This window comes from Sulfitobacter sp. G5_S2_6_S6 (assembly GCF_054968505.1).
Window position 1 is genome coordinate 184,450 of sequence record NZ_JBQKUI010000002.1, and the last position, 26,353, is coordinate 210,802.

The window sequence follows — 26,353 nt, forward strand, 5'->3', positions numbered from 1 at the left end:
GCGGGGAGTTTATTTGGCAAAATGAAGCCGGTCACGGGCAATTGGCCGCTGGAGAGTTTGCCGGCTTCGTGGCACAAGAAAGCTTGTCTGAAAGAGGAGCACCGACATGTCCGGCACATTTGGCAAAGGTCACCATCTGCATCTGATCGACGGGTCGGCGTTTATTTTCCGCGCCTATCACGCGCTGCCACCGCTGACGCGCAAGTCGGATGGGCTGCCGATTGGGGCGGTGGCGGGTTTTTGCAACATGTTGCACCGCTATGTCGAAGGCAACACAGGGCCGGATGCACCGACCCATGTGGCCGTGATCTTTGACAAGGGCAGCCATACTTTCCGCAACGACATGTACGACAAATACAAGGCCAACCGCGAGGCCATGCCCGAAGACCTGCGCCCGCAGATCCCGCTGACCCGTACCGCCACCGAAGCGTTCAACATCGCCTGCAAGGAAAAGGAAGGTTTCGAGGCGGACGACATCATTGCCACGCTCGCCGTACAGGCACGCGCCGCAGGTGGCCGCTGCACCATCATCAGTTCGGACAAGGATCTGATGCAGCTGGTCGGCGGCGGTGTTGAAATGCTGGATGCGATGAAAAACAAGAGCATCGACCGCGACGGTGTGTTCGAGAAATTCGGCGTCTATCCCGATCGTGTGGTGGATGTGCAGGCGCTGGCGGGCGACTCTGTCGATAACGTCCCCGGGGCACCCGGGATCGGGATCAAGACTGCGGCTTTGCTGATCAACGAATATGGTGATCTCGATGCGCTGCTGGAGCGCGCGGGCGAGATCAAGCAGCCCAAGCGGCGCCAGACCCTGATCGACCATGCCGACCAGATCCGCCTGTCCCGTGATCTGGTCAAGCTGGACGAAAACACGCCGCTGGACTTCACCCTTGACGATCTTGAGGTGCGCGACCCTGATGCAGATCAACTGCTGGGCTTTCTGGCCGAGATGGAGTTTCGCACCCTGTCCAAACGTGTGGCCGAGGTGCTGGGGAAAGAGGCCCCCACCATCGCTGAGGCACCGGTCGCCGCCGATGCCCCGGCCGTGGCGGATGTGCCCTTTGATGCAGAGCTCTATGAACACGTCAGTGACACAGCGGCGCTGCAGGCCTGGATCGACCGTATCTATGAATTCGGCTATGTCGCCGTCGATACAGAAACCACCGGGCTGGACGATATGGTCGCGCAGCTTGTCGGCGTTTCGCTCTGTGTCGAACCGGGCAAGGCCTGCTACATCCCGCTCATCCACAAGGCGCGCGGCAGCGACGATCTGTTCGGGAGTGATGATCTGGCCGAGGGGCAGATCCCTACCGAAGAGGCGCTGCGCCTGCTGACCCCGATGCTGGAGGATCCCTCGATCCTCAAGATCGGGCAGAACATGAAATACGACAGCAAGATTTTCGCTCAGCTGGGGATCAACGTCGCGCCCATCGACGACACGATGCTGCTGTCTTACGCGATGCACGCCGGGCTGCACGGCCACGGCATGGACACGCTGTCTGAACGCTATCTGTCGCATACACCGATCCCGATCAAGCCGCTGCTGGGGACAGGCAAATCGGCCATCACCTTTGATAAGGTGCCGCTCGACGATGCGGTGAAATATGCCGCCGAGGATGCGGATATCACTCTGCGGCTGTGGCAATTGTTCAAACCCCAGCTCCACCGCGTCGGGGTGACGAAGGTTTATGAAACGCTTGAACGCCCGCTTGTGCCTGTTTTGGCGGCAATGGAACGCTCTGGCGTGAAGGTGGACCGCGATACGCTGAGCCGGATGTCCAACGCCTTTGCCCAGAAGATGGCGGGGCTTGAGGACGAGATCTATGAGCTCGCCGGGCGTAAATTCAACGTCGGCTCGCCCAAGCAGTTGGGGGAAATCCTGTTCGACGAGATGGGGCTGGAAGGCGGCAAGAAAGGCAAGACGGGGGCCTATGCCACCGGTGCCGATGTGCTTGAGGACCTCGCGACAGAACATGATCTGCCGGCGCGGGTGCTGGACTGGCGGCAGCTGTCCAAGCTGAAATCGACCTATACCGACGCGCTGCAGGATCACATCAACCCCGACACGGGCCGTGTGCATACGTCCTATTCCATCGCGGGGGCGTCGACCGGGCGGCTGGCTTCGACCGATCCGAACCTGCAAAACATCCCGATCCGGTCCGAAGAAGGGCGGCGCATCCGCGAGGCCTTTGTCGCAGAGCCGGGCAAGGCGCTGGTCGCGCTTGACTATTCCCAGATCGAGCTGCGGATACTGGCGCATATCGCAAATATCCCCGAGCTTAAGCAGGCGTTTCAGGACGGCATCGACATTCACGCGCTGACCGCTTCGGAAATGTTCGGCGTGCCGCTGGACGAGATGACCTCGGACGTGCGTCGTCAGGCCAAGGCGATCAACTTTGGCGTGATCTATGGCATCTCGGGCTTTGGTCTGGCGCGCAACCTGCGTATCCCGCGCGCCGAAGCACAGGGGTTCATCGACCGCTATTTCGAACGTTTCCCCGGCATCCGTACCTATATGAATGACACCAAGGCTTTCGCCAAAGAGCATGGCTTTGTGCAGACGCTGTTCGGGCGCAAGATCCACACGCCCGAGATCAGCGCCAAGGGCCCCCGCGCAGGTTTTGCCCAACGGGCGGCCATCAACGCGCCGATTCAGGGCACCGCCGCCGATGTGATCCGCCGCGCGATGATCCGCATGCCCGACGCGATCAAGGATCTGCCCGCCACCATGTTGTTGCAGGTCCACGATGAATTGCTGTTCGAGGTGGAGAAAGGGGCCGAGGACGATCTGATCGCCGCCGCGCGCCAGGTGATGGAGAATGCAGCCGATCCGGTGGTCAAACTGGATGTGAAGCTTGACGTGGATGCGGGCGTCGGGGCGAGTTGGGCGGAGGCGCATTAATTGCCTCTGAAGTACCCCCTGCGGCTAGCTGAGTGTCGTCCAGCCGAGGCTGTCCTCGGTCCGTGGGCCGGGGACATATTCGCCACTGACCCATCCGCGATACCCCGCGCGGCGCAGGGCGGCGAAGAGCGCAGGGAAATCAACCGTACCCGTACCTGGCGCGCTGCGATCGGGCGCGTCGCCAAGCTGCACATGTACGATCAGGTCTTTGTATTGTTCGAACACCGCCACCGCGTCACCGTGGATCATCTGGGCGTGGTAGCTGTCATACTGCAGCCGGACGTTCGGCCGGTTCACAGCACGCAGCACATCGGCGGCAAGCGCGTAGTCGTTCATGAAATACCCCGGCATCGCGACGGGGTTCAGCGGTTCAACCGTCAGGGTGAGCCCCTTGGGCGCGATATCAGCCGCCCAGATCAGATTGTCGATGAAGGTTTGCCGCGCCAGCGCGCCTTGCCCGTTGCCCGCCATGACATGCAGATAGCGGACCTTGAGCGCGGTGGCATATCGAAACGACCGCTGGATATCGACGCGGAAACGCGCCGCCAGTTCGGGCACCGCGGCAAAGCCCTGTGCGCCGCCGGTGTAATTGGGCGGCGGGGCGTTGATCAGGATCAGCTGCAAGCCGTTGGCGACACAGGCGCGCAGCGTCTCTTTGGCGGCCAGATCATAGGGGAAAAGCACCTCTACCGCGGTAAATCCTGCCTTCGCGGCGGCGGCAAAACGGTCAAGATAGGGCAGCTCGGGCCACAGCAGAGTAAGGTTCGCGGCTGGCTTCATGAAGGATCATCCGGTTCGGGCCGCTATCGTCGCGCTGTGGCAGGCAGGATCAATCGGGCAGTTCGTCCGAGGGGATAATACCAAAGAATCTGCCGCCCGACCATACGCCGAACCAGCCGTCGTGATGCACGCCAAGCTCGACCAGTCGGTAAAAGCTTTTGCGGTCGATCAGCGCCTCCAGGTTGCGGCGGATCCGGACGTAGGGCGCGGGTTCACCATCTTCTGGGTCGCGCTCAACTCGGATAGGCAGATCGGGGCCGGCGACGGCGATGTCTTCCAGATTGGTCTGGAAGGTCAGCCTCTGGTCGGTGCCACTGCCTTCGGCCTCGAAATCGATGGCGACAAAGGGGGCGTCCTCGACCTTGATGCCGACCTTTTCAACCGGCGTCACAAGGAAATAATCATCTTCTTCGCGGATCAGAATCGATGCGAACAGCTTTACCAGCCCGATGCGTCCGATGGGGGTGCCTTGGTAGAACCAGGTGCCGTCGCGTTTGATCTCCATGTCCAGATCGCCGCAAAACGGGGGGTTCCACTTTTCAACCGGCGGCAATCCGCGTGTTTTGGCGGCGGAAACAGAGGCGGCAAGGCTTTCTGCTGTCGGGGTCACGGTTTTTTGTCCACTCATTGCTTTTGCCATTTCCTGTTCACACGATACACTTACATCTAACTGATATAATCCCGAGGACGCAAAAGTCATGACCCAAGCCCGCGATATGGTAGCAGAAATCGAGACGCTTGGCGAAAAGCTGGCCGAGGCGAAGGCCTCGATCAACCGGCGTTTCATCGGGCAGCAACGGGTCGTTGATCTGACGCTGACGGCCCTGCTCTGCGGTGGCCACGGGCTGCTGATCGGTTTGCCGGGTCTGGGCAAGACGCGGCTGGTCGAAACGCTGAGCACGGTAATGGGGCTGGATGGCAATCGGGTTCAGTTCACGCCCGATTTGATGCCTGCCGATATTCTGGGGTCAGAGGTGCTGGACACCGCCGCCGATGGCACCCGCGCGTTCCGCTTTGTCGAGGGGCCGATCTTTTGCCAGTTGCTGATGGCGGACGAGATCAACCGCGCCTCGCCGCGCACCCAGTCGGCTTTGCTGCAGGCGATGCAGGAAAAGACCGTGACCGTCGCCGGACAGGACCGCGCCTTGGGGCATCCGTTTCACGTGCTCGCCACCCAGAACCCTATTGAACAAGAAGGCACCTACCCGCTGCCCGAGGCCCAGCTTGACCGCTTTTTGGTGCAGATCGATGTGGCCTACCCCGACCGGGAGACAGAGCGGGATATTCTGCTGGCCACCACAGGGGATACCGATGCGCAGGCCGCGCCCGTTTTTACCACGGCAGAGCTACTGGCCGCGCAAACGCTGCTGCGGCAGATGCCGGTGGGTGAATCGGTGGTCGAGCTGATCCTTGATCTGGTCCGCGCCTTCCGCCCTGACGGGCCTGATGCCAGCCCGCAAGTGCGCGATACCGTGGCATGGGGCCCCGGCCCACGCGCCGCACAAGCGTTGATGCTGACGGTGCGGGCGCGCGCTTTGTTGCAGGGGCGTCTGGCACCGTCGGCGGAGGATGTCATCGATATGGCCCGTCCTGTGTTGCTGCACCGTATGGCGCTGAACTTCGCGGCGCGCGCTCGTGGCGACAGCCTATCCGCGCTGATTGACACAACCGCTGCCAGCCTGATCGGGAAAAAGGCCGCGGCGTGAACAGCCCTGACACCCTTCGCATCCGATCAGAGGAGCAAGCCGCCCGTTTGCCCGCGCTGCTGGCCCGTGCAGAGCATCTGGCCGGTGCAGTCCTGCTGGGGGCCCATGGGCGTCGACGCGCAGGGGTGGGGGATGATTTCTGGCAATACCGTCCGGCACAGGCCGGGGATAGCCGTCGCAGCATCGACCACCGGCGTTCGGCCATGGGGGACCATGAGTTCGTGCGCGAACGCGAATGGCAGATCGCGCAGTCGGTCATGCTTTGGGTCGATCAGGGGGCGTCCATGCGCTTTGCCTCGACGGCTGCGTTGGAACAGAAGGGCGACCGCGCGCGGCTGATCGGGTTGGCGCTGGCGATCCTGCTGCAACGGGGCGGTGAACGGGTCGGGCTGACCGGCAGCGCCCTGCCCCCGCGATCAGGCAGGCCGCAGATCCTGCGCCTTGCCGAAGCCCTGTGTCAGGACGACGCCGCCGACTACGCCCCGCCGGAACATCGCGCCATGATCCCCCATGCACGGGCTGTGTTTATCTCTGACTTCATGGGGGATCTTGCGGGGGTGACCACCGCGCTGACCAAGGCGGCGGACCGCGGGGTGCGCGGCGTGTTATATCATGTGCTGGACCCCTCGGAGGAGGCCTTCCCCTTCACCGGTCGCACCATCTTTGAAAGCGTCGGCGGCACGCTGCGCCACGAGACCTTGAAAGCGAACGACCTGAAAGACCGCTATCTGGAACGGCTCGCCGCGCGCAAGGCAGAGCTGCGGCAGCTTTGTGCCCTGACTGGCTGGCAATACGGGCTGCACCACACCGACAGCACCGCACAATCGGCGCTTTTGTGGCTCTATACGGCGCTGGATACGCGCAGCGGGGGGGCCGCATGACCGTTCTGGGGGGCATCGGCTTTACCGCGCCGTGGATGCTGCTGACGCTTCTGACGCTGCCGATCCTGTGGCTGATCCTGCGCGCGGTGCCGCCTGCGCCGATCCGCCGCCGCTTTCCCGGTGTGGCGCTGCTGCTTGGGCTGAACGATGATGAAAGCGTGTCCGACCGCACGCCGTGGTGGTTGCTGCTGCTGCGCATGCTGGCGGTGGCCGCATTGATCATCGGGCTGGCCGGACCGATCCTGAACCCGCAAGAGGAACAGACCCAAGGCACCGGCCCGCTGCTGATTGTGCTCGACGGGTCTTGGGCAGGAGCCACGCGTTGGCCGCAGCAAACCGAAGCGCTAGAGGCGCAGTTGACCCGTGCGGCACGCGCTGGACGCACGGTCGGTTTCCTGACCCTCACCCGACCAGAAGCACCCGCCTTTCAATCCGCTGACGCATGGCGCAGCCGTCTGGCCGGGTTCGATCCCGCCCCCTGGCAGCCCGCCTCCGCCGACATTGACCGCGCGATAGAGATCGCGGACGCGCTCGGCGGTTTCGATACCCTGTGGTTCAGCGACGGGCTAGCCTATGCGGGGCGCGACGCGATGCTTGATGCGCTTCAGGGCAAGGGCAGCGTCGAGGTCTATCAGACTGGCGCAGACGTACTGGCACTGGCCCCCGCGACCTATGAGGACGGGGCGATTACCCTGACCGCCAAGCGCGCCCTCGCTGGTGCTGAGCGGTCAGTGACCATCACGGCGCAGGGCCGTGATCCGGCGGGGAATATCCGCGTCCTTGCCAGCGTTCCGGCCACATTCGACGCAGGATCAACGCAGGCCAGCGCGGCCCTGTCCCTGCCCGCAGAGCTGCGCGCGCGGATCACGCGTTTCGACATCGCGGGCCAACGCTCCGCCGGGGCGACGACGCTGGTGGATGATGCGTTGCGGCGGCGCGAGGTCGGGCTGATCGCCGGGCGGGAAAACCGCGAAGGGCTGGAGCTGCTGTCCCCCCTGCACTACATCGAACAGGCCTTGGCCCCCGCCGCCGATCTGATTGAGGGGGGAATTGGCGATGTGCTGCCCGCAAACCCCGATGTGATCGTACTGGCCGATATCGCGACCCTATCGGAGGCAGAGCAGGCCCCCTTGATCGACTGGATCGAAGCTGGTGGCATGTTGGTGCGTTTCGCCGGTCCACGCATCGCTGCCAGCGACATCAGCCGAGATACCGAAGACCCGCTGATGCCTGTGCGCCTGCGTGCCGGTGGCCGCAGTGTCGGCGGCGCAATGAGCTGGGGCGCCCCGAAAACGCTGGACAGCTTCCGCGAGTCCTCTCCTTTCTACGGGTTAGAGATACCGCAGGATGTGACCGTCTCGGCCCAGGTCGTCGCGCAGCCCGACCCGACACTGGCAGAGCGTGTGATCGCATCGCTGAGCGATGGCACCCCGCTGGTCACCCGGAAGCAGGTAGGACAGGGGCAGATCGTATTGTTTCACGTGACAGCCACGGCCGAGTGGTCGACGTTGCCGCTGTCGGGGCTGTTTGTGCAGATGATGGAACGGTTAGCGATTTCTTCATCTTCCGCCGGTATCGAGGCTTCGGACCTACAAGGCACGACGTGGACGCCCCTGCGCGTGATGGACGGGTTTGGTACACTGTCTGACGCGGGTACGCTGCCCGGTGTGGACGGGGCTGATCTGATGGCCGCGCCTGCGGGCCCAGACCTGCAACCGGGGGTCTATGCCTCTGGCGATCGGCGTATTGCGCGCAATGTGGTGGTTGCAGATACCACCCTGCCCCCCGCGGCATGGCCAGCGGATGTGCCAGTACGTGGGCTTGATGTGGCCGATGAACAGCCGCTTGCCGGTTGGCTGTTGTCCCTGTCGATCCTGCTGCTGCTCGCTGATGTCATCGCGTCGCTGTCCTTGTCCGGGCGGCTGCTCAAGCACAGCAATGCCGCAGGGCTGATCCTTGCGGCGCTGATCTATGCACCGACGCAGGCCGATGCGCAGGCGGACGACAGCTTTGCCCTGAACGCCACGGCGGAGATGACGCTGGCCTATGTGATCACCGGCAACGCGTCCGTTGACGAGATGTCGGATGCCGGCTTGCGCGGGTTGTCGGATACGCTTTATTTCCGCACCTCGGTCGAACCTGCCAACCCCATCGGTGTGGATCTGGAGCGGGATGAGCTTGCTTTCTTCCCCATGCTATACTGGCCCATCACCCCCGATCAGCCCCGCCCATCGGATGCGGCCTATCGCAAGCTGAACGACTATCTGCGCTCCGGCGGGATGATCCTGTTCGACACACGTGACGCGAATATCGCGGGCTTCGGGGCCGCCAGCCCCAATGGGCGCAAGCTACAAGACCTCGCCGCGCCGCTGGACATTCCCCCGCTTGAACCCTTGCCTGCGGATCACGTGCTGACCCGCACGTTCTATCTGCTGCAGGACTTCCCCGGACGGCACAGCGGGCGCGATCTGTGGGTAGAGGCATCGCCCCCCGATGCAGAACAGGTAGAGGGGATGCCGTTCCGCAATCTGAATGACGGGGTGAGCCCGGTTGTCATCGGTGGCAATGACTGGGCTGCGGCCTGGGCGGTGTCGTCGAACGGCGCGCCGATGGTGCCTATCGGGCGCGGTTTCGCCGGGGAACGTCAGCGCGAGCTGGCCTACCGGTTCGGCGTCAATCTGGTCATGCATGTGCTGACCGGCAACTATAAATCCGATCAGGTGCATGTGCCTGCGCTGCTGGACAGGTTGGGCCAATGACATCGACCATCATCTTCGACCCGCTGATCCCGCTACCGATCTTATGGGGCGTTGCCGCACTGGCGCTGGTGGCCGTTGCCTTGGCGGTGCTGCGCGGGTTGCAAGGCTGGGCGCTGCGGGGGGCAGCGATGCTCGTCGTTCTGGCGGCGCTTTCTGGCCCCTCCGTGCAGCAGGAAGACCGCGCGCCGCTCACCGATATCGTCGTGATGCTGGAAGACGAAAGCGCCAGCCAGTCCCTCGCAGTCCGGCCCGCACAAACCGCCGCCGCCGCAGAGACGTTGGCAGCACAGATCACCGCGCGCGAGAATACGGAACTGCGCCGCGTGACCGTGCCCGATGGGGAGGGTGATAGCGGCACGCAGCTGATGACCGCCCTGTCAGAGGTGCTTGCCGAAGAGCCGCGCGCCCGGATCGCAGGCATCCTTGCGCTCAGCGACGGGCGCATTCACGACGCCGACCTGCCCGTCGATCTGCCGGCACCGATGCATCTGTTGATGACCGGAAAGCAAAGCGATTGGGATCGCCGCCTGTCCGTCCGCAACGCCCCTGCCTTTGCCATCATCGGCGAACCCGTGACCCTGACCCTGCGCATCGACGACCTTGGGGCCGCCCCGCGAAAAGACGCGCTGGCCCCGCTTGAAATCTCGGTCGATGGGGAGCCGCCGCAGACCTTCCGCGTGCCCGTGGGGCAAGATCTGGATCTGCCCGTGACCCTACCCCACGGCGGGCGCAATGTGATCCGGTTCTCGTTGCCCGAGGCCGAAGGAGAGCTGACCGACCGCAACAATGCCGCGCTGATCCAGATCAACGGGGTGCGCGACCGCCTGCGGGTGCTTCTCGTCAGCGGGGAGCCGCATCAGGGCGGGCGTACGTGGCGCAATTTGCTAAAATCCGACAGCTCTGTCGATCTGGTGCATTTCACGATCCTGCGCCCGCCGGAAAAACAGGATGGCGTGCCGGTGGACGAACTTTCGCTGATCGCCTTTCCCACCCGCGAGTTGTTCATGGAAAAGATCGAGGATTTCGATCTGATCATCTTTGACCGCTACAAACGCCGCGGCATCCTGCCGTCGCTATATCTTGAAAACGTCGCGAATTATGTGCGCGGCGGGGGTGCTGTGCTGGTCGCTGCCGGGGCGGATTTCGCCAGCGCCGACAGCATCTACCGTTCCCCCCTCGGAGAGGTCTTGCCCGCCACGCCGACCGCACGGGTGATCGAACAGCCCTACCGCCCGCTGGTGTCCGAGCTGGGGCACCGTCATCCGGTAACCAGCGGCTTGCCCGAACAGGAAACATGGGGACGCTGGCTGCGGCAGATCGACGTGGCCGATCCCTTGGGCCATGTGGTGATGACCGGCGAAGATGACCGACCGCTGCTGATCCTGAACCGTGTGGAAGAAGGGCGCGTTGCGCTCATGGCGTCTGATCATGCGTGGCTGTGGAACCGTGGCTATGAAGGTGGCGGCCCGCAGCTAGAGCTGTTGCGACGCTTGGCCCACTGGATGATGAAAGAACCCGAGCTTGAGGAAGAGGCCCTGACCGCCACAGCCGAAGGCCAGACCATGCGCATCACCCGTCGCACGCTGGGGGACGACATCCCGCCTGTCACCCTGACCAACCCCGATGGCAGCACGGCAGAGATCACGCTTTCGCCAGCCACGCCGGGTGTCTTCGAAGGGGTTTACGAAGGCCCCGAGATTGGCCTTTACCGGCTGGAAAATGGCGACCAAAGCGCGGTGATCGGTTTGGGCCCCGCCGCCCCGCGGGAGTTTGTGGAAACGATTGCAAGCGACGAAACCCTCGCCCCCGTACTTGCGCCCCTGCGCGGTGGTGTCGCGCGGATCGAAGACGGCCTGCCCCGCATCCGCGACATACGTGTCGGGCGCCCTGCAGCCGGACGTGGATGGATCGGGCTGACCCCTCGCAACGCCTACGAAACACGTGACGTGCGACAGATGCCGATCCTGCCCGCGTGGCTCGTCCTTTTACTGGGCAGCGCCCTGATCCTTGCAGCATGGCTGCGCGAAGGGCGACGTTAACCTTAAAAACAACGCCACCGCCTGATAAATCACGCAACGCTTAAGCTGTTGTTCACCCCAAGCCCCCCATGATCCCCCCGATAGGAGGGATTCGGAGCTTTGGATGAAACCAGCTGACCAGCTTGCCCATGAACAACGCCGCCGCGCAGAGGTGGAAGCGCTGCTTGAACAAACCCAGGCAGAGCTTTGTGCCGCTTACCGCAAGCTGGATGACCACGCGCAAAATGTCTCTGTCGAGATTTCTGAAACACGGGCGGAGGTTGAAAACATCCGCGGCGAAAACAAACGGGTGATGTCCGATCTATGTGCCGCGCGGGAACAGATCGAACTGACCCAACGCCGGCTATGGCATTCGGTCGAAACCATCCACGACGGCTTTGCCTTTTTCAACAAAGACAATGAAATGATCATGGCCAATCGGTCTTATCTGGCCGTGTTCGACGGTATTGATGCCATCCGTCCGGGTGTCAGCTATTCTACCATCCTTCGCGTGCTCACCGATGAGGGGATCGTAAACATCGGGCGCCGCACGCCAGAGGAATGGCGCGCCAAGATGCTCCTGCGATCGCAGCAAAAGGCCCCGGCACCCATCATCATAAAGCTCTGGAATGGCGCATATATCAAGATTGTCGATCAAAGGGGAAAAGGCGGCGATATCGTATCGCTCGCCCGCGACATTACCGAAACCGTGGAATACCAACGCAAGCTCGTCGATGCCCGCGCCACGGCCGAGGCAGCCAACAGCGCGAAATCGCTTTTCCTTGCCAAGATGAGCCACGAAATCCGCACACCGATGAACGGGATCGTAGGCATGACGGAGGTGCTTGGCGATACCGCGCTGACCCAAGACCAACGCCTATATGTCGACACCATAAAGACCTCTGGCGAAGCGTTGCTGGTCATCATCAACGACGTTCTGGATTTCTCGCGCATCGAGGCAAACCGGCTGAGCATCCACCCCGCCCCCTTTGATCTGGAACGTGTCTTCCAAGAGGTACTGCTGCTTTTACAGCCCCTTGCGGTGCAAAAGGGGCTGGACCTCGCGCTGGATTACGACCTGTTCCTGCCGCGCAAGCTGGTCGGCGATGCAGGGCGCATTAGGCAAGTGCTTACCAATCTGGTGGGAAATGCTGTTAAGTTTACGCAAAACGGGCATATCCTGATCCGCGCCACGGGGCTGCCCGACGCGGGCGCTGGCAACGTGCTGATCAAAATCTCTATCGAGGATACGGGCATCGGCATCCCGCCGGACATGATTGAACATATCATGGGGGAATTCACCCAAGCCAGCAGTGACCCCAGCCCCAATGCAGAGGGGACGGGACTGGGGCTCGCTATCTGCCAACGTCTGGTACAACTGATGGGGGGCGAGATTTGGGTCACGTCAGAGCATGGGGTTGGGTCGTGCTTCGGCTTCGAACTGCCCCTGAAGGCCCAAGAGGACAGTGCCGCGCCACCGCTTAAGCGCCCCCCCTTCCTGCGCCATGTCCTGATTGTCGAAAGGGAAACGATCTGCCGATCGATCTTGCAGCGCAATCTGGAACATATCGGTGTGCGCGTGACGTCCTGTGGCACCGGCTCAGAGGGGCTGGCCGCGCTGGACGGCAGTATTGATCTGCTGCTTGTCGACGACACGCTGCCCGATATGGACGGGATCGAATTTGCCCGCGCGGTGCACGTCTCCGACCCCGCGACCGAGGTAATCCTGTACAGTCAGACGCCCGACAAAATTCGAGATAGTATGGAAGATACGAGCGTGCGCCGGATCATGAAGAACCCGATTAGTGTCACCGAGCTGCTGGCCGAGGTGTCAACGATGCAGCCGGTGCCTGTTGGTACCCGCCCGATGCGGGTCTTGGCGGCCGAGGACAATAAGACCAATCGTCTGGTGCTTCGAAAGATGCTGCAACGGCTGAACATCGACCTGCAACTTGCCACCAACGGGCAAGAGGCAGTTGCGCTGTTTGAAACCTTCCGGCCCGATCTGGTGTTCATGGACATTTCTATGCCCAAGATGAATGGAAAAGACGCCGCCGCCGCCATTCGTGCGCTGGAAGACGGGGCGAGCAGCTGCCCGATTGTCGCGCTGACAGCGCATGCCATTCAGGACGAAAAGGAAAGAATACTCGCCGCCGGGCTGGATCATTTCCTCACCAAACCCTTGCGCAAGGCGGAGCTTGTGGCGCTCCTTAACCGTTACTGCCCCAACGCGGCTTTCCCGCTGGAGGGTCAGTTGGTGGGATAGGGCCTTACAAATACAGGTTTTTCCGGCGTCGACAGCTCTTTCTGCCATGCGTATCCGCCGATATCGAAATCCTTGATCGCCTCGGCGTCGGTAAGGCGGTTCTGCACTACGAAACGCGCCATCGCGCCGCGGGCTTTCTTGGCGTAAAAGCTGACAATCTTGGGCCCTTTGCCGTCCGATTTATCTTCCATGAACTGTGGTGTCACAACCGTCGGCACCAGCGCCTTAAGGTCGACCGCGCCGAAATATTCCTGACTGGCACAATTCACCAACGCCTTGCTATTGGTCTGTTCCGCCTGTTCGTTCAACGCTTCGGACAGACGCGCGCCCCAATAGTCGTACAGCGATTTGCCCTGCGGCGTTTTCAATCGGCTGCCCATCTCAAGCCGGTAGGCCTGAATGGCATCCAAGGGTCGCAGCACACCATAAAGCCCCGACAGAATGCGCAGGTGATCTTGGGCATAATCCAGTTCATCAGGATCCAGGCTGGTCGCTTCCAACCCCTGATAGGTGTCACCAGCAAAGGCAAAGGCAGCGGGGCGCACAACATCGGGGGACGGATTTTCCTCGAACGCGGCGAAACGGTCGCGGTTCAGCTTGGCCAGTTTCTCGCTCAGCTGCATCAATGATTGCAGATCACCAACGCTCAGCCCGCGGGCCACCTTGACCAAGGCGACCGCATCTTCCTGCAGGTCGGGCGTCGTCATAGCGACGTCGCGCGGGGTCCAGTCCATTTTCTTGGCGGGAGAGATAACGGTCAGCATGGATTTTCCTTTTTTGGTCGCAGCAAGAGCTAGCCCGCTTGTTGCAAAACGTCCAGAAATGCGGGGCCAAACCTTTCGGCGCGTTTCTCGCCCAAAATGCGTTCGATGGCATCAAGGTTTGGCGCGTGCAGCTGCGCCACTTTTGCCAGCAGCGAGGTCGAGCAGCTCAACGGTTTTTCGCCACCATCCGCCCCGCGAGACAAGGTGGTTTGCACTTCGCGCAGTTGATCGAACACCGATCCTGCCGCGCGCCCCGCCAGCTTGCGCCGCGTCGGGTGCATCTCGGCGGCGGCCCCGTTGATCACCTCTAGAAACGCATCGCCAAAATTCTCGAGCTTTTTGGCCCCCACCCCGCCGATACGGGCCATAGCGTCCAGTGTATCCGGACGTTTCTCGGCCATCTCGATCAGGGTGCGGTCGTTAAAAATGATATAGGCGGGCACTTTGGCGGCTTCTGCCAGCCCGCGTCGTTTCGCCTTGAGCGCAGAGAGCAGCGGCGCATCCTCGTCGCTGACCATCGCCTTGACCGCAGGACGGCGCTGCGATGCGGCGGCGCGGATACTGTCCCGACGCAGAGAGATCGACGCCTCACCGCGCAGGATTGGCAATGCGGCATCGGTCATGCGCAGCGCACCGTGACGTGCGGCATCGGGGCGCACCAGATCGTGCCCCATCATTTGCCGGAACACCGCCTGCCATTCGCGTTTGTCATATTCCCTGCCCACGCCATAGGTCGGTAAATCGCTGTGCCCGCGTTCACGGATTTTATCGGTTTCATTGCCCAGCAGGATGTCGATCAGATGGCCTGCGCCAAACCATTCCTCGGTGCGCAGCATCGCCGACAGCGCTTTGCGCACGGCGGTGGTCCCGTCAAACACATCGACAGGCGTATCGCAAAGGTCGCAATTGCCACAGGTGACATCGGTTTCGTCAAAGTATTTCAACAGGTTCGCACGGCGACACGCCAATGCTTCGGCCAGCCCCAGCAGCGCGTTCAGCCGTGCATGATCAGCGGCGCGCCGTTCCGGCGGGGCGAGCCCTTCGTCGATCTGGCTGCGGCGCAAACGGATATCATCAGGGCCGAACAACGTCAGCGTCTCGGCCGGCGCACCATCGCGACCCGCGCGCCCGATTTCCTGGTAGTATGCTTCGATGGATTTGGGCAGATCGGCGTGGGCTACCCAGCGGATATCCGGCTTGTCGATGCCCATACCAAAGGCCACTGTCGCCACTACAATCAGCCCGTCTTCCTGCTGGAAACGGCGTTCGGCGGTGCGGCGGTCGTCCGCCTCCATCCCACCATGATAATGCAATGCCAGATGTCCGTCGTCGCGCAACGCTTTGGCCAGCCCTTCGGTCTTGGCCCGCGTTCCGCAATAGACGATGCCCGACTGCCCCCTACGCCCTGACGCAAAGTTCAGTATCTGCGCGCGCGGCCCGTTTTTGGCTGCAAAAGCCAGATGGATATTGGGCCGGTCGAACCCGCGCAGGAAGGCGCGCGGGGGGACACCGTCGAATAGTTTCTGAACGATCTCGGCTTGGGTTTCCGTGTCCGCCGTTGCGGTGAACGCGGCCAGCGGAACGTCAAGCGTGCGACGCAATTCGCCGATGCGCAGGTAATCGGGGCGGAAATCATGGCCCCACTGGCTGACGCAATGCGCCTCGTCCACGGCGATCAGCGATACGCCAACCCGTTTGAGCATGCCCGTAACCGACCCCGCAGCGAGCCGTTCGGGGGCCATATAGAGCAGCTTGAGCGTTCCGGCCTCAAGCCCTTCCCACACGGCATCGGTTTCCTCGGGCGTATTGCCAGAGGTCAGCGCCCCCGCCCCGACGCCAAGCTCTTGCAGCGCGCGGACCTGATCGCGCATCAGCGCAATCAACGGCGATATCACCACCGTCACCCCGTCGCGCAAAAGTGCAGGCATTTGGAAACAAAGAGATTTACCACCACCCGTGGGCATGATGGCCAATGTGTTTTCGCCGGCGGTAACGGCCTCTACGATCTCTTGTTGGCCGGGGCGGAACCCGTCAAATCCAAAGACATCACGAAGTAGCGTGGCAGCGCCTGACATGAAAAACCCAACTGTATCTAACCTGCAGTTTGCAGAATCTCATAGTCGCGGGCGGGGAACAATCCCTGCCCGTGCGTCCGGCGGGGTCTTTGCCCCCAGCAGCCGCCCGATCAGTAGAACAGCGCGGCGTTGTTGATCAGCAGGATACGCAGAACGGCAACGGCGATCAGAACGACCAGCGGTGCCAGATCAAGCCCGCCCATTTGCGGCAGAAAGCTGCGGACCCGGCCATAAACAGGCTCCAACAAGCGATTCAGCCCATCCCAAACTTGCGCCACCAAAGGTTGACGAAGATTTAAAACCTGAAAATTAATCAGCCAGCTCATGATGACATGCGCGATGATGATGAACCAAACGATGTTCAGCAGAAGCATCAGGATCTGAAACAGGGATGTCATAAGGGGGCCTTTCGTTGCACAGCGTGAAAGTAGGTGCGCTGGCATCAAAGAACAAGAGCGGCAGCGCCTTGGCACCGCCGCTCTTGGTAAAATCGCATCACATCACGCTTGCATCGCGTTGATGACGACAGAAAAATCCAGACTATCGACCTGAAGCATGGACCAATCGGCGAAATGCCGTGTCTCGATCGGCTTTTCGTCGAGGATTTTGAAGCCGCTGTGACGACTGTCTTTCTGGATGTTTTCGATCAACTGGCGGATGGAGGCTTCTTCGCCCTCAAGCACCTGACAAAAGTTGCGTCCGTTGTAGGCCAAGGCGCCAGTGACGCCGTGTTTTTCATTCTCGCGCACAGCGACGGTAAATATGTCGGCAACATCCGCCTTAGAGACCGAAGGAACTGCGGTGCTGAAGTACAAAAGCCGGATCATCGACATACGGAGCCTCGTAAAATTATCCAAAACATTCTTAACGTTGGCACCCTGTGTAGGCAAAGAGGATTTGAAAAGCGACCCTTTTGAGATGTCATATGACATACTGATGGGCAATTCACGCTGGCGTTGCGCACAACACCGCTCTTGCGCCGCGTAGGGCTGCTGCACTACCGTCCCTCAAAACAGGAGAAAGCAGTCATGGCAGCCACGTCAGCGCGCAAGAAAATCTGGGGCTGGTATTTCTTTGACTGGGCCAGCCAACCCTATAACACGCTTCTTCTGACGTTTATTTTCGGCCCGTATTTCGCGCAAACAGCAACGGCAAATCTTGTGGATAGCGGCATGGCGCTGGATGCCGCCAAGGCGCAGGCGCAGGCCTATTGGGGCTACGGGCTGACGGTTGCGGGGATCATGATCGCGATACTGGCCCCGACCCTTGGGGCGGTGGCTGATTCATCGGGCAAGCGGATGCCCTGGATCTGGCTGTTTTCGGGGCTTTATGTGGTGGGATCAGCCGCGCTGTGGTGGACCGCGCCGCAAGATTTCTCGGTCCTGTGGGCGCTGTTCTTCTTTGGCATTGGCCTGATCGGGATGGAATTCGCGACAATTTTCACCAACTCCTATCTGCCAGAGCTGCATCCCGACCCGGGAGAGCGCGGGCGGCTGTCGGGGTCAGGCTGGGCTTTTGGCTATGTCGGCGGTGTTGTGGCGCTGATCGTGATGATCGCGTTGTTTCAGGCGGGCAGCAACGGGCGCACGATGGCGGGGCTGAGCCCGCTCTTCGGGCTGGACCCCACGACCAAAGCCGATACGCGCATCGTCGGGCCGCTGACCGCGATCTGGTACGCGGTCTTTATGATCCCCTTCTTTCTATATGTGCGCGATACGCCGGTGACCGGCGCGGCGCGTTACCGCGTGGGGCAAGGGCTTTCTGATTTGTGGGTCACGCTCAAGAACCTGCCGCGTCACCCGTCGCTGCTGGCCTATTTGGGATCATCCATGTTTTACCGCGATGCGCTTAACGGAATGTACACATTCGGCGGGATATACGCGCTTGGCGTATTGAACTGGAGCATTATTGATATCGGCGTCTTCGGGATACTTGCTGCGATTTCAGGCGCGGTGTTCTGCTGGGTGGGCGGGCGTGTGGATCGTGCGATCGGGCCGATGCCTGTGATCGTAACATGCTGTCTGATCCTGATTGCAACGGCCGTGCTGATCATCTCGCTGACGCCCAACTCGATTATGGGCATCACGCTGGCCGAAGGATCCTCCGCGCCCGACATCGCCTTTTACATCGCTGGTGCTTTGATCGGGGCGGCGGGCGGGGCGCTGCAGGCATCGTCGCGCAATATGCTGACCCGTCAGGGCAACCCCGACCGCATGACAGAGGCGTTTGGCCTTTACGCGCTGTCGGGCAAAGCGACCTCGTTTCTGGCCCCTGCCCTGATCGCCATCGCAAGCGACGTATCCGGCAGCCAACGGATCGGGATCGCCCCTGTCGTAGGGCTGTTCATCATCGGCCTGGTTCTGTTAGTCTGGGTGAAACCGAACGGAGATTTCGCGAAATGATCCTGACACGAATCCTCACATGTACCGCGCTGGCCCTCACGCTGGCGGCTTGCGGCGGGTCACCGTCCAAGCCGAATGCGGAAGCGTCCAAAATCCTGCCGACCATCGGGTCGTCGGGGGGCGCGCGCAGCAACATTCAGGCCAAGAAGCTTTTTGGCGCGAAAGCCGACGGGTCACGGCAGTCTTCCGCCGCTTACGGCAGCTATTCAAAGGGCTGTGTCGCGGGGGCACAACAACTGGCGGAAACGGGGCCGACCTGGCAAGCCATGCGCCTGTCGCGCAACCGCAACTGGGGCCACCCGGAGATGATCGATTACATCAAAACGCTCAGCGCGAAGGCCGCGCAGCAACCCGGATGGGAAGGGCTGTATGTCGGCGATATCAGCCAGCCCCGTGGCGGCCCGATGCTGACAGGGCACGCCAGTCACCAGATGGGTCTGGACGCCGATTTCTGGATGCTTCCGCCCAAGTCGCTGTCGCTCAGCCGGGCAGAGCGTGAAAGTATTTCCTCTATCTCCATGCGTCGGGCCAGCGGTGCCTATGTGAACAGCAGCTGGACCCCGCAGCACCATCAGGTGCTCAAGGCCGCGGCATCTGATCCCCGCGTGGCGCGCATCTTTGTTTTCCCCGGGGCCAAGGTGCAGATGTGTGCCGATGAAAAGGGCGACCGCAGCTGGCTGCGCAAAATCCGTCCTTGGTACGGGCACCACTATCATTTCCACGTTCGGCTAAGCTGCCCCAAAGGGGCGACCGGCTGCGTCAACCAGGATCCGCCCCCTGCGGGCGACGGCTGCGCCGATGCGCGTCAGTGGCAGGCGAATATCCTGAACCCGCCCCCACCAAACCCCAATGCGCCCAAGCGCAAGCCAAAGCGCGAACTGCTGCTTGCTGACCTGCCAGCGCAATGCCAATCCGTGCTGGATTCGAACTAAGCTTGCTACAGATCCTTTTTGCCCTCGGCTTTGCCTCCGCTGCTTTTGCGGCGGGTGCAAATGGCCCTATTGCGCAGCATCAGCAGTTGACGTGGGAGCATGACGCCCCCTGGTTCGGTGGCCTGTCCGGTGTCGAGATGCGCGCGGATGGCAAACAGCTTACGGCGATCAGTGACCGCGGGCGGATCATCGTGGCCGACCTGTCGCGCGACGCGCTTGGCACGCTGACGGGGATGGAGATCATCCATTCCGTCGCGCTGCGCGATAAGAACGGCGCGGTGATGGACAAACCCGAGGCCGACGCCGAAGGTCTGGCGATTGCGCCGGATGGCAGCATCTATATCAGCTACGAAGGCGATCATCGCATCGCGCGTACCAACCTTGCCGACGGCACCCCATTGCAGTTCATCGCCCCGCCCGAGGGCGCAGTGCTGCGCGACAACGCCGGGTTTGAAGCTTTGGCCGTTGATGCAACAGGCGCGCTTTATGCCTTGCCCGAGGATAACCGCGGCGATCAGATCCCGCTGTACAAATACCAAGACGGCACGTGGCGCATCGCGGCCTACCTCGAAAATGACAGCCCCTTTGTCCCCGTGGGTGCGGATTTCGACGACGAAGGGCGGTTGTATCTGCTCGAGCGTACGGTCACCCCGCTGGGGTTTCGCACACGCCTGCGGCGGATCGAACTCTCTGGGGATCAGACCAGCGCGGTGACGCTGCTGCAAACCCTGCCCGCGCGATACGACAACCTAGAGGCGCTGACCGTTTGGCGCGACGCCATCGGGCGCACGCGGGTGATGATGATATCAGACGATAACTTCCTCTCCGTGCAGGAAACCCAGGTGATCGAGCTGACGATAACGCAATAGCTTGCGCGGGTGCCCCGCCTTCCCTACAACGCATGACGTCTGCGATCCCCGCAGGCCAAGTCGCCGCACCCTTGCAAAAAACGGTTTCAAATATGACACGCACCTACCTTCCCGGCATTCTTGCCATGGCCGCCATCGTTGTGGCCTCCAACATTCTTGTTCAGTTCCTCTTTGGCCAATGGCTGACTTGGGGCGCGTTCACCTATCCGCTGGCGTTTCTGGTCACCGATGTGATGAACCGCGTCTACGGCAAGGATGCCGCGCGCCGTGTCGTGCTGGTAGGCTTTGTCGTGGGGCTGGTCTGTTCGCTGATCGGGACACAGATCATGGGCGAATTCGGGCCGCTGGTGACCCTGCGCATCGCGATCGGGTCCGGTGTGGCATTCCTCGTGGCGCAATTGGTCGATGTTGCGATCTTCTCTGCGCTGCGCGATGGCACGTGGTGGCGTGCGCCTTTGGCTAGCACGCTGGTCAGCAGCACGCTTGATACGTTGCTATTTTTCTCGATCTCATTTTCCGGTGTCCTGTCGTTCCTGCATCCTGCAACCGATGTGTCCTGGGCGGCCGAAATGTTGCCATTGCTCGGCAGCGGCCCGCTCGCGCCGCTTTGGGTATCGCTGGCCGTTGCAGACTGGTCTGTGAAACTCGGGATTGCGCTGATTGCCCTGATCCCCTTCCGCATCATCACTGCACAACTTTTGACCCGCAGTTGATAGGCACCCTTTTGTGAACCGGGACGGCTGCAGAAAACGTTTTGCGTTTTCAGATTACTGTGCCAGTCTTCAAGTGAGTTCAACAAATGTAAAGGAGGTGATCCAGTGTCAAGAACGGTATTGGAGCGAGGTGTCGGAACAGCTTGGGAGGTATCCCGTTAGGGCAGCCCCTGACGGTTGAAACAACCCGGGTGGATCGCCGATCTAACCGATCCCACCTCCTTAAACCCTTCGATTGGGCCGCTCCGCACCAGGGCGGCCCTTTTCGTATCTGGGCGTTCCCCTTTCCCTTGGGTCTGCGCGATGCGATAGTCGCCATGAAGGAGAGTTTGATGCTGCGGATCACGGACGAGATTGCCATTCAGGACTGGGAGCTGACGGAAAGCTTCATGCGTGCCTCCGGGCCCGGCGGTCAGAATGTGAACAAGGTCTCAAGCGCCGTGGAACTGCGGTTCGAGGCCGCGACCTCCCCTTCTATTCCGACGCCGGTCAAAAACCGTCTGCGCAGACTGGCGGGCCGTCGTTGGACGACCGAGGGCGCTTTGGTGCTGCAATGTGACGAAACCCGAAGTCAGGTCCGCAACCGCGAGATTATCCGCGAGCGCCTGAAGGAACTGATCACCGCCGCGTTGAAGCCGCCCAAAAAGCGTATCCCGACACGCCCCACGCTCGGTTCGAAGAAACGCCGGCTGAAGGCGAAAAAGACGCGGGGCGAGGTGAAGGCGCTGCGCGGGCGGGTTGATCCGCCGGAATAGCCTGCCGCGGGGCCTGCCCTGCGCCGCCGTTCCATCACTTCTATTGCAGCCCCCCTATCTCGCCGTTTTTTGCCGGTATGCGCCCTCTATCGGCAAATCGCCGCCATAGCGCCGAATCCGCGCCGGAACGGATCGCCGCGGCCCGGTGTTCCCCTCGCAGACATACAAGCGATGTCTGGTAGTAAATCTAAGGAGAACTCAGATGAAACTTACGACCACAACACTGATCGCGACCCTGATGGCCACCGGCGTTTCCACCGCAGCGATGGCGCAAACCTCTGTTGATGGTGCCGTTGGCGGCGCAGCAGACGTAGGGTCGGGCATCAGCGCTGACGTTGGCGCATCCGGTTCACTATCCACCGATTCCACACTGAAACAAGCCAAGGGTGCCGTGACCGACACCGGCGACACCGCGCAGGAAAACTATGGTCAGTTGATCCAGGAACTGCGCGCCGGTGCCGAAACCGACACGCAGACCCAAGCAGAAATTGACGCGTTCGATGCCGACGCCAAGCTGGACGTCGTAACCGTGTCGGAGCTGAAAGCATCCAAACAGGGGACCACAACCGCGCTGGACGACGCGCTGGACGCACAAGCCGAGGCCGTTGATGACATGCGCGCCTCTGTTGACGCCAATGCCGACCTGAGCGCAGAGCTGGAAGCCGAAGGCTTCACCTCGGAAGAGGTCGTGGCCGTGCGCGGTAACGGTATGGGCGGTCTGACCCTGATCGTCGACGACCGCGGCTAAGCGATTTGCAGTTATGCCCCGCACCCCACGCAGGCGGCATAAAGCAGAGGGGCCGGTGGGAAACCACTGGCCCCTTTTGCCGTCGGATCAGACGATAACTTTCTGAGCCGCCTGATCGCCGACGCCAAAGACACGTTTGTAACGGTCGATCTCTGACTGCGGGCCCATTGCTTTGTTAGGGTTATCCGACAGCTTCACCGTCGGGCTGCCGTTCGCCTTTACCGCTTTGCACACCAACGAAAACGGGGCGAGCGCGTCGTCAGGCACCAGCCCGCGGAAATCATTTGTCAGCAAGGTGCCCCACCCAAAGGAGGCTTTGACCTTGCCGGCGAACTGTTGATGCAGTTCCTTGATCTTGGCGACATCCAGACCGTCGCTGAAAATAACCCGCTTTTCACTGGGGTCTTCACCGCGGGACTTCCACCAATCGATCGCGGTCTGTGCCGCCACCGCCGGATCACCACTGTCGACGCGGATGCCGGTCCAGCCCGCCAGCCAGTCGGGGGCGTTATCCAGAAAGCCTTTTGTGCCGTAAGTATCAGGCAGAATGATACGCAGATTGCCTTCGTGTTCATCGTGCCAGTCTTGCAGAACGTCATAGGGCGCTTGCGCAAGTGCGGCGTCGTCCTTGGCCAATGCGGCATAGACCATCGGCAGTTCATGCGCGTTGGTGCCGATCGCCTCTACCTCTCGGCTCATGGCGATTTTGCAGTTTGACGTGCCGGTAAAGGCGTCGCCCAAGCCTTCCTGCATGGCCTGCACGCACCAATCCTGCCACAGGAACGAATGGCGACGACGGGTGCCGAAATCGGCGATGGACAGATCGGGGATTTCCCGCAGGGCTTCGATCTTTTCCCAGACACGGGTCATGCCGCGCGCATAGAGCACCTGCAGTTCGAACCGGCCCATACGGTCCAGCACGGCGCGGCTGCGCAGCTCCATCAGGACGGCGAGGGCGGGGATCTCCCACAGCATGACTTCGGGCCACGACCCTTCGAATGTCAGCTCGTATTGGTCGCCCTTACGCTCAAGATGATAGGGCGGCAGGCGCAGGCCCTCGAACCACTCCATGAAGTCGGGGCGGAACATCTGACGCTTGCCGTAAAAAGTATTCCCACGCAGCCAAGTGCTTTCCCCGCGGCTGAGTGACAGCGACCGGATGTGATCAAGCTGTTCGCGCAGCTCTCCTTCGTCAATGAGATCGGCCAGCGGGATATGCTTGGAACGGTTGATCAGGCTGAATGTGACCTGTGTTTCCGGCTTGTTGCGAAAAACCGACTGGCACATCAACAGCTTATAGAAATCCGTATCGATCAGGGACCGCACGATAGGGTCGATCTTCCACTTGTGGTTCCAGACGCGGCTTGCAATGTCGACCATGTTCAAAGCTCCCTTAGGCGGTGTGTTTGTGGCCCATCCATCTTGTACGGGCAAGGGAATTGCCGCTGACACAGTGCAAAACCTGTGGTAATCCACCGACTTAACCCCCTAAGGAGCGCTGCTAGATGCTGGAATGGCCCAATCTCTTGCGAGAGTTGATTACCTTGTTTGTCGTGATCGACCCTATTGGCAGCCTTCCCGTCTTTCTTTTCGCGACAGCCAACGTCCCGCAACACCTGCACAAAAGCTTTGCGCTGCGGGCCGTACTGGTGGCCGGTCTGGTCTTGCTTGGGTTCCTCGTGGGCGGGCAATATCTGCTTGAGAACCTTGGGCTGCGGCTGGGGTCGTTTCAGGTCGCGGGCGGGATTATCCTGTTCCTCTTCGCGCTCAGCATGATTTTCGGCGACCCGAAACCGACACAGGAAATCGAGGCGGCAGAGCGGGATCATCTCGCCGGTGCGGTCTTTCCGCTCGCCATGCCGTCTATCGCCTCTCCGGGGGCGATGCTGGCGATTGTGATCCTGACGGACAACCACACCAACCAGATATCAGACCAGCTGGTCACGGCGGGCCTGCTGGTTGTCGTGCTGCTGTTCACGCTTGTGCTTTTGTTGCTCGCGGGGCGGATCGGTCACCTTATGGGGACCACGGGCGCCAGCGTGATCAGCCGCGTCATGGGGATCATTCTGGCGACCGTCGCGGTGGATGCCACGCTTGGCGGGCTGGATGCGCTGGATATCCTCAACATCGCCCCCGTCGAAGACGCCCCGCTTAGCGCAGAGTAACCCCCGCCGTCGTCATCGCCTCGCGCGCGGCAGAAAGCGATCCGTCCAGGTCAATTGCACGACACAGGTCCAAACGGACCTCGACATCAAAGCCCAGCTTCGCCGCGTCCACGGCGGAAAAGTTAACGCAGAAATCAAGCGCCAAACCGACCATCGTCAGCTTGGTTATGCCGCGTGTCCGCAAATACCCTTCAAGCCCGGTAGGCGTTTTCTGGTCATTTTCGAAGAACGCAGAATAGCTGTCTATGGCGGGGTTGTACCCTTTGCGAATGATCATATCGGCACGGGTTTGATCCAGCCGCGGGTGGAACGCGGCCCCGTTGCTGCCTTGGACACAATGATCCGGCCACAGCACCTGCGCGCCATAGGGCATCTGCGTCACCTCGAACGGCACCATATCCGCATGGGACGACGCAAAGGAGGAATGCCCCGCCGGATGCCAGTCCTGCGTCAGAACCACCGCATCCGCCTGCCCCATCAGCGCGTTGATCCCGTCGACGATGGCGTCGCCGTCTGTCACCGCAAGGGCTCCGCCGGGGCAGAAATCATTTTGCACATCAATCACGATCAGGGCGTGGGTCATATCGGGTTCCTCATGGGCCAGCTTGTGCCAAGGGACATAGCACGGCGGGTGCGGCACGGCACCCCCTTGCCTGAACCGCCGCATGGGCGTATCTCAGCGCGCATGTATACCATTGCCGCCCTCTATCATTTCAGCCGTTTTGACGCGCCTGACGCCCTGCGCCCGCCGTTGATTGCGCTTTGTGCGCAACATGACGTCAAAGGCACGCTGCTTGTCGCCGCCGAAGGCATCAACGGCACCATCGCCGGCCCCCGTGCGGGGATCGACGCGGTCATCGCGCATATCCGTGCCCTGCCCGGCTGCACCGATCTTGAGTGGAAGGAAAGCACCGCCACGACGCCGCCCTTCGGCAAGATGAAGGTCCGCCTGAAGCGCGAGATCGTGACCATGGGTCAGCCCGATGTCGATCCGCTGGCCAAGGTCGGGCATTACGTCGATCCCGCCGACTGGAACGATCTGATCGGCCGCGACGATGTTGCCGTGATCGACACGCGCAATGACTATGAGGTCGCGATCGGCACATTCGACGGGGCCATCGACCCGGAAACCCAGAGCTTTGGCGAATTCCCCGCCTGGTGGGAGGCGAATAAGGACCGGTTCCACAACAAGAAAATCGCGATGTTCTGCACCGGCGGTATCCGGTGTGAGAAATCGACGAACTACCTGATCGGCCAAGGGGTGGAGGACGTGTTCCACCTCAAGGGGGGCATCCTCAAGTACCTTGAAGACGTCCCCGAAGAGCAAAGCAGCTGGAAAGGCGATTGCTTTGTCTTTGATAACCGGGTCAGCGTTGGTCACGGGTTGAAAGAAGGGCCGCATATGCTGTGCCACGGTTGCCGTCGCCCGATCCTACCCGAAGATACCGCAAAGCCCGGATACGAGGCCGGCGTCAGCTGCCCGCAGTGCGTCAATGAAACCTCTGACGCGGATAAGGCGCGGTTCCGTGAGCGCCAGCGGCAGATGACGCTTGCCAAAGCACGTGGCGAAACCCACCGCAGTTGATCTCGCTGTCGGCCCGCCCTGTTCCAAGCG

Annotated in this window: 22 protein-coding genes; 14 read left to right on the forward strand and 8 right to left on the reverse strand. The window is 61.4% G+C overall.

Annotation, left to right across the window (positions count from 1 at the left end; translation table 11 throughout):
* Positions 1–106: 106 nt before the first annotated feature.
* A complete protein-coding gene (gene polA, locus ACTRWK_RS04970; RefSeq protein WP_289081345.1) occupies positions 107–2,905 on the forward strand; it encodes a DNA polymerase I in 2,799 nt (932 codons plus the stop codon).
* A 24-nt stretch (positions 2,906–2,929) separates the two neighbouring features.
* On the opposite strand, the gene ACTRWK_RS04975 is transcribed toward polA, so the two are convergent.
* Together ACTRWK_RS04975 and ACTRWK_RS04980 are read right to left on the reverse strand one after the other, a co-directional pair.
* A complete protein-coding gene (locus tag ACTRWK_RS04975; RefSeq protein ID WP_289081346.1) occupies positions 2,930–3,685 on the reverse strand; it encodes a hydroxypyruvate isomerase family protein in 756 nt (251 codons plus the stop codon).
* Between the two features lie 49 nt (positions 3,686–3,734).
* Positions 3,735–4,313, reverse strand: coding sequence for a DUF1285 domain-containing protein (locus ACTRWK_RS04980; protein ID WP_289081347.1), 579 nt, complete (start codon positions 4,311–4,313; stop codon positions 3,735–3,737).
* Between the two features lie 70 nt (positions 4,314–4,383).
* Here ACTRWK_RS04980 and ACTRWK_RS04985 point away from each other — a divergent pair, with 70 nt between their 5' ends.
* From ACTRWK_RS04985 to ACTRWK_RS05005, 5 genes are all read left to right on the forward strand, one after another.
* On the forward strand, positions 4,384–5,391 hold the full coding sequence (locus tag ACTRWK_RS04985; RefSeq protein ID WP_005850489.1) for an AAA family ATPase: 1,008 nt from the start codon (positions 4,384–4,386) through the stop codon (positions 5,389–5,391).
* Positions 5,388–6,272: a DUF58 domain-containing protein gene (locus tag ACTRWK_RS04990; protein WP_289081348.1), complete on the forward strand. Its 885-nt coding sequence runs from the start codon at positions 5,388–5,390 to the stop codon at positions 6,270–6,272. The genes ACTRWK_RS04985 and ACTRWK_RS04990 overlap by 4 nt, the downstream gene beginning before the upstream one ends.
* Positions 6,269–9,031: a DUF4159 domain-containing protein gene (locus ACTRWK_RS04995; RefSeq protein WP_462843810.1), complete on the forward strand. Its 2,763-nt coding sequence runs from the start codon at positions 6,269–6,271 to the stop codon at positions 9,029–9,031. The genes ACTRWK_RS04990 and ACTRWK_RS04995 overlap by 4 nt, the downstream gene beginning before the upstream one ends.
* Complete coding sequence (locus ACTRWK_RS05000; protein ID WP_289081350.1) at positions 9,028–11,070, forward strand: hypothetical protein; 2,043 nt, start codon at positions 9,028–9,030, stop codon at positions 11,068–11,070. The genes ACTRWK_RS04995 and ACTRWK_RS05000 overlap by 4 nt, the downstream gene beginning before the upstream one ends.
* A 103-nt stretch (positions 11,071–11,173) precedes the next feature.
* Positions 11,174–13,315, forward strand: coding sequence for a response regulator (locus ACTRWK_RS05005; protein ID WP_289081351.1), 2,142 nt, complete (start codon positions 11,174–11,176; stop codon positions 13,313–13,315).
* Here the strand turns inward: ACTRWK_RS05005 and yaaA are convergent.
* The 4 genes from yaaA to ACTRWK_RS05025 all read right to left on the reverse strand — a co-directional run bounded on the left by yaaA (position 13,300) and on the right by ACTRWK_RS05025 (position 16,981).
* Complete coding sequence (gene yaaA, locus ACTRWK_RS05010) at positions 13,300–14,079, reverse strand: peroxide stress protein YaaA (protein WP_289081352.1); 780 nt, start codon at positions 14,077–14,079, stop codon at positions 13,300–13,302. The genes ACTRWK_RS05005 and yaaA overlap by 16 nt on opposite strands.
* Positions 14,080–14,108: 29 nt before the next feature.
* The gene (recQ, locus tag ACTRWK_RS05015; protein WP_289081353.1) at positions 14,109–16,154 is read right to left on the reverse strand and encodes a DNA helicase RecQ; all 2,046 of its coding nucleotides are present in this window, start codon (positions 16,152–16,154) and stop codon (positions 14,109–14,111) included.
* A gap of 110 nt (positions 16,155–16,264) precedes the next feature.
* Positions 16,265–16,552 (reverse strand): YggT family protein, encoded by a 288-nt coding sequence (locus tag ACTRWK_RS05020; protein WP_005850500.1) that lies wholly within the window; start codon positions 16,550–16,552, stop codon positions 16,265–16,267.
* Between the two features lie 102 nt (positions 16,553–16,654).
* Complete coding sequence (locus ACTRWK_RS05025; protein WP_289081354.1) at positions 16,655–16,981, reverse strand: BLUF domain-containing protein; 327 nt, start codon at positions 16,979–16,981, stop codon at positions 16,655–16,657.
* 201 nt (positions 16,982–17,182) lie between these two features.
* Between ACTRWK_RS05025 and ACTRWK_RS05030 the strand changes: the two genes are divergently transcribed.
* From ACTRWK_RS05030 to ACTRWK_RS05055, 6 genes are all read left to right on the forward strand, one after another.
* Positions 17,183–18,556, forward strand: coding sequence for an MFS transporter (locus ACTRWK_RS05030; RefSeq protein ID WP_037942596.1), 1,374 nt, complete (start codon positions 17,183–17,185; stop codon positions 18,554–18,556).
* Complete coding sequence (gene mepA / locus ACTRWK_RS05035; RefSeq protein ID WP_005850503.1) at positions 18,553–19,488, forward strand: penicillin-insensitive murein endopeptidase; 936 nt, start codon at positions 18,553–18,555, stop codon at positions 19,486–19,488. The genes ACTRWK_RS05030 and mepA overlap by 4 nt, the downstream gene beginning before the upstream one ends.
* A 2-nt stretch (positions 19,489–19,490) precedes the next feature.
* On the forward strand, positions 19,491–20,357 hold the full coding sequence (locus ACTRWK_RS05040) for an esterase-like activity of phytase family protein (protein ID WP_289081355.1): 867 nt from the start codon (positions 19,491–19,493) through the stop codon (positions 20,355–20,357).
* Positions 20,358–20,449: 92 nt separating this feature from the next.
* Positions 20,450–21,070: a queuosine precursor transporter gene (locus tag ACTRWK_RS05045; protein WP_037942876.1), complete on the forward strand. Its 621-nt coding sequence runs from the start codon at positions 20,450–20,452 to the stop codon at positions 21,068–21,070.
* Between the two features lie 332 nt (positions 21,071–21,402).
* Complete coding sequence (gene arfB / locus ACTRWK_RS05050; protein WP_005850506.1) at positions 21,403–21,825, forward strand: alternative ribosome rescue aminoacyl-tRNA hydrolase ArfB; 423 nt, start codon at positions 21,403–21,405, stop codon at positions 21,823–21,825.
* Between the two features lie 202 nt (positions 21,826–22,027).
* Complete coding sequence (locus ACTRWK_RS05055) at positions 22,028–22,573, forward strand: hypothetical protein (RefSeq protein ID WP_037942593.1); 546 nt, start codon at positions 22,028–22,030, stop codon at positions 22,571–22,573.
* Between the two features lie 87 nt (positions 22,574–22,660).
* Here ACTRWK_RS05055 and pncB read toward each other — a convergent pair whose 3' ends face one another.
* On the reverse strand, positions 22,661–23,953 hold the full coding sequence (pncB, locus tag ACTRWK_RS05060; protein ID WP_009825586.1) for a nicotinate phosphoribosyltransferase: 1,293 nt from the start codon (positions 23,951–23,953) through the stop codon (positions 22,661–22,663).
* Between the two features lie 125 nt (positions 23,954–24,078).
* Here pncB and ACTRWK_RS05065 point away from each other — a divergent pair, with 125 nt between their 5' ends.
* Positions 24,079–24,738, forward strand: a complete 660-nt coding sequence (locus ACTRWK_RS05065; RefSeq protein ID WP_005850509.1) for a MarC family protein — start codon at positions 24,079–24,081, stop codon at positions 24,736–24,738.
* Here the strand turns inward: ACTRWK_RS05065 and pncA are convergent.
* The gene (pncA, locus tag ACTRWK_RS05070; protein WP_180829228.1) at positions 24,725–25,321 is read right to left on the reverse strand and encodes a bifunctional nicotinamidase/pyrazinamidase; all 597 of its coding nucleotides are present in this window, start codon (positions 25,319–25,321) and stop codon (positions 24,725–24,727) included. The two genes, ACTRWK_RS05065 and pncA, sit on opposite strands and share 14 nt — an antisense overlap.
* Before the next feature lie 102 nt (positions 25,322–25,423).
* On the opposite strand from pncA, the gene trhO reads away from it, so the two are divergent.
* Positions 25,424–26,323, forward strand: coding sequence for an oxygen-dependent tRNA uridine(34) hydroxylase TrhO (trhO, locus tag ACTRWK_RS05075; protein WP_289081356.1), 900 nt, complete (start codon positions 25,424–25,426; stop codon positions 26,321–26,323).
* Positions 26,324–26,353: the final 30 nt, after the last annotated feature.

Bases quoted from the DNA above. Each gene is read 5' to 3' on its own strand.
- mepA (WP_005850503.1), top strand. From the start codon at position 18,553: ATGATCCTGACACGAATCCTCACATGTACCGCGCTGGCCCTCACGCTG.
- ACTRWK_RS05045 (WP_037942876.1), top strand. From the start codon at position 20,450: ATGACACGCACCTACCTTCCCGGCATTCTTGCCATGGCCGCCATCGTT.
- ACTRWK_RS05055 (WP_037942593.1), top strand. From the start codon at position 22,028: ATGAAACTTACGACCACAACACTGATCGCGACCCTGATGGCCACCGGC.
- arfB (WP_005850506.1), top strand. From the start codon at position 21,403: ATGCTGCGGATCACGGACGAGATTGCCATTCAGGACTGGGAGCTGACG.
- ACTRWK_RS04995 (WP_462843810.1), top strand. From the start codon at position 6,269: ATGACCGTTCTGGGGGGCATCGGCTTTACCGCGCCGTGGATGCTGCTG.
- ACTRWK_RS05005 (WP_289081351.1), top strand. From the start codon at position 11,174: ATGAAACCAGCTGACCAGCTTGCCCATGAACAACGCCGCCGCGCAGAG.
- ACTRWK_RS05025 (WP_289081354.1), bottom strand. From the start codon at position 16,981: ATGATCCGGCTTTTGTACTTCAGCACCGCAGTTCCTTCGGTCTCTAAG.
- ACTRWK_RS04985 (WP_005850489.1), top strand. From the start codon at position 4,384: ATGACCCAAGCCCGCGATATGGTAGCAGAAATCGAGACGCTTGGCGAA.
- ACTRWK_RS05020 (WP_005850500.1), bottom strand. From the start codon at position 16,552: ATGACATCCCTGTTTCAGATCCTGATGCTTCTGCTGAACATCGTTTGG.
- trhO (WP_289081356.1), top strand. From the start codon at position 25,424: ATGTATACCATTGCCGCCCTCTATCATTTCAGCCGTTTTGACGCGCCT.
- pncA (WP_180829228.1), bottom strand. From the start codon at position 25,321: ATGACCCACGCCCTGATCGTGATTGATGTGCAAAATGATTTCTGCCCC.
- recQ (WP_289081353.1), bottom strand. From the start codon at position 16,154: ATGTCAGGCGCTGCCACGCTACTTCGTGATGTCTTTGGATTTGACGGG.
- ACTRWK_RS04980 (WP_289081347.1), bottom strand. From the start codon at position 4,313: ATGAGTGGACAAAAAACCGTGACCCCGACAGCAGAAAGCCTTGCCGCC.
- ACTRWK_RS04975 (WP_289081346.1), bottom strand. From the start codon at position 3,685: ATGAAGCCAGCCGCGAACCTTACTCTGCTGTGGCCCGAGCTGCCCTAT.
- pncB (WP_009825586.1), bottom strand. From the start codon at position 23,953: ATGGTCGACATTGCAAGCCGCGTCTGGAACCACAAGTGGAAGATCGAC.
- ACTRWK_RS05065 (WP_005850509.1), top strand. From the start codon at position 24,079: ATGCTGGAATGGCCCAATCTCTTGCGAGAGTTGATTACCTTGTTTGTC.
- yaaA (WP_289081352.1), bottom strand. From the start codon at position 14,079: ATGCTGACCGTTATCTCTCCCGCCAAGAAAATGGACTGGACCCCGCGC.
- ACTRWK_RS05000 (WP_289081350.1), top strand. From the start codon at position 9,028: ATGACATCGACCATCATCTTCGACCCGCTGATCCCGCTACCGATCTTA.
- ACTRWK_RS05030 (WP_037942596.1), top strand. From the start codon at position 17,183: ATGGCAGCCACGTCAGCGCGCAAGAAAATCTGGGGCTGGTATTTCTTT.
- polA (WP_289081345.1), top strand. From the start codon at position 107: ATGTCCGGCACATTTGGCAAAGGTCACCATCTGCATCTGATCGACGGG.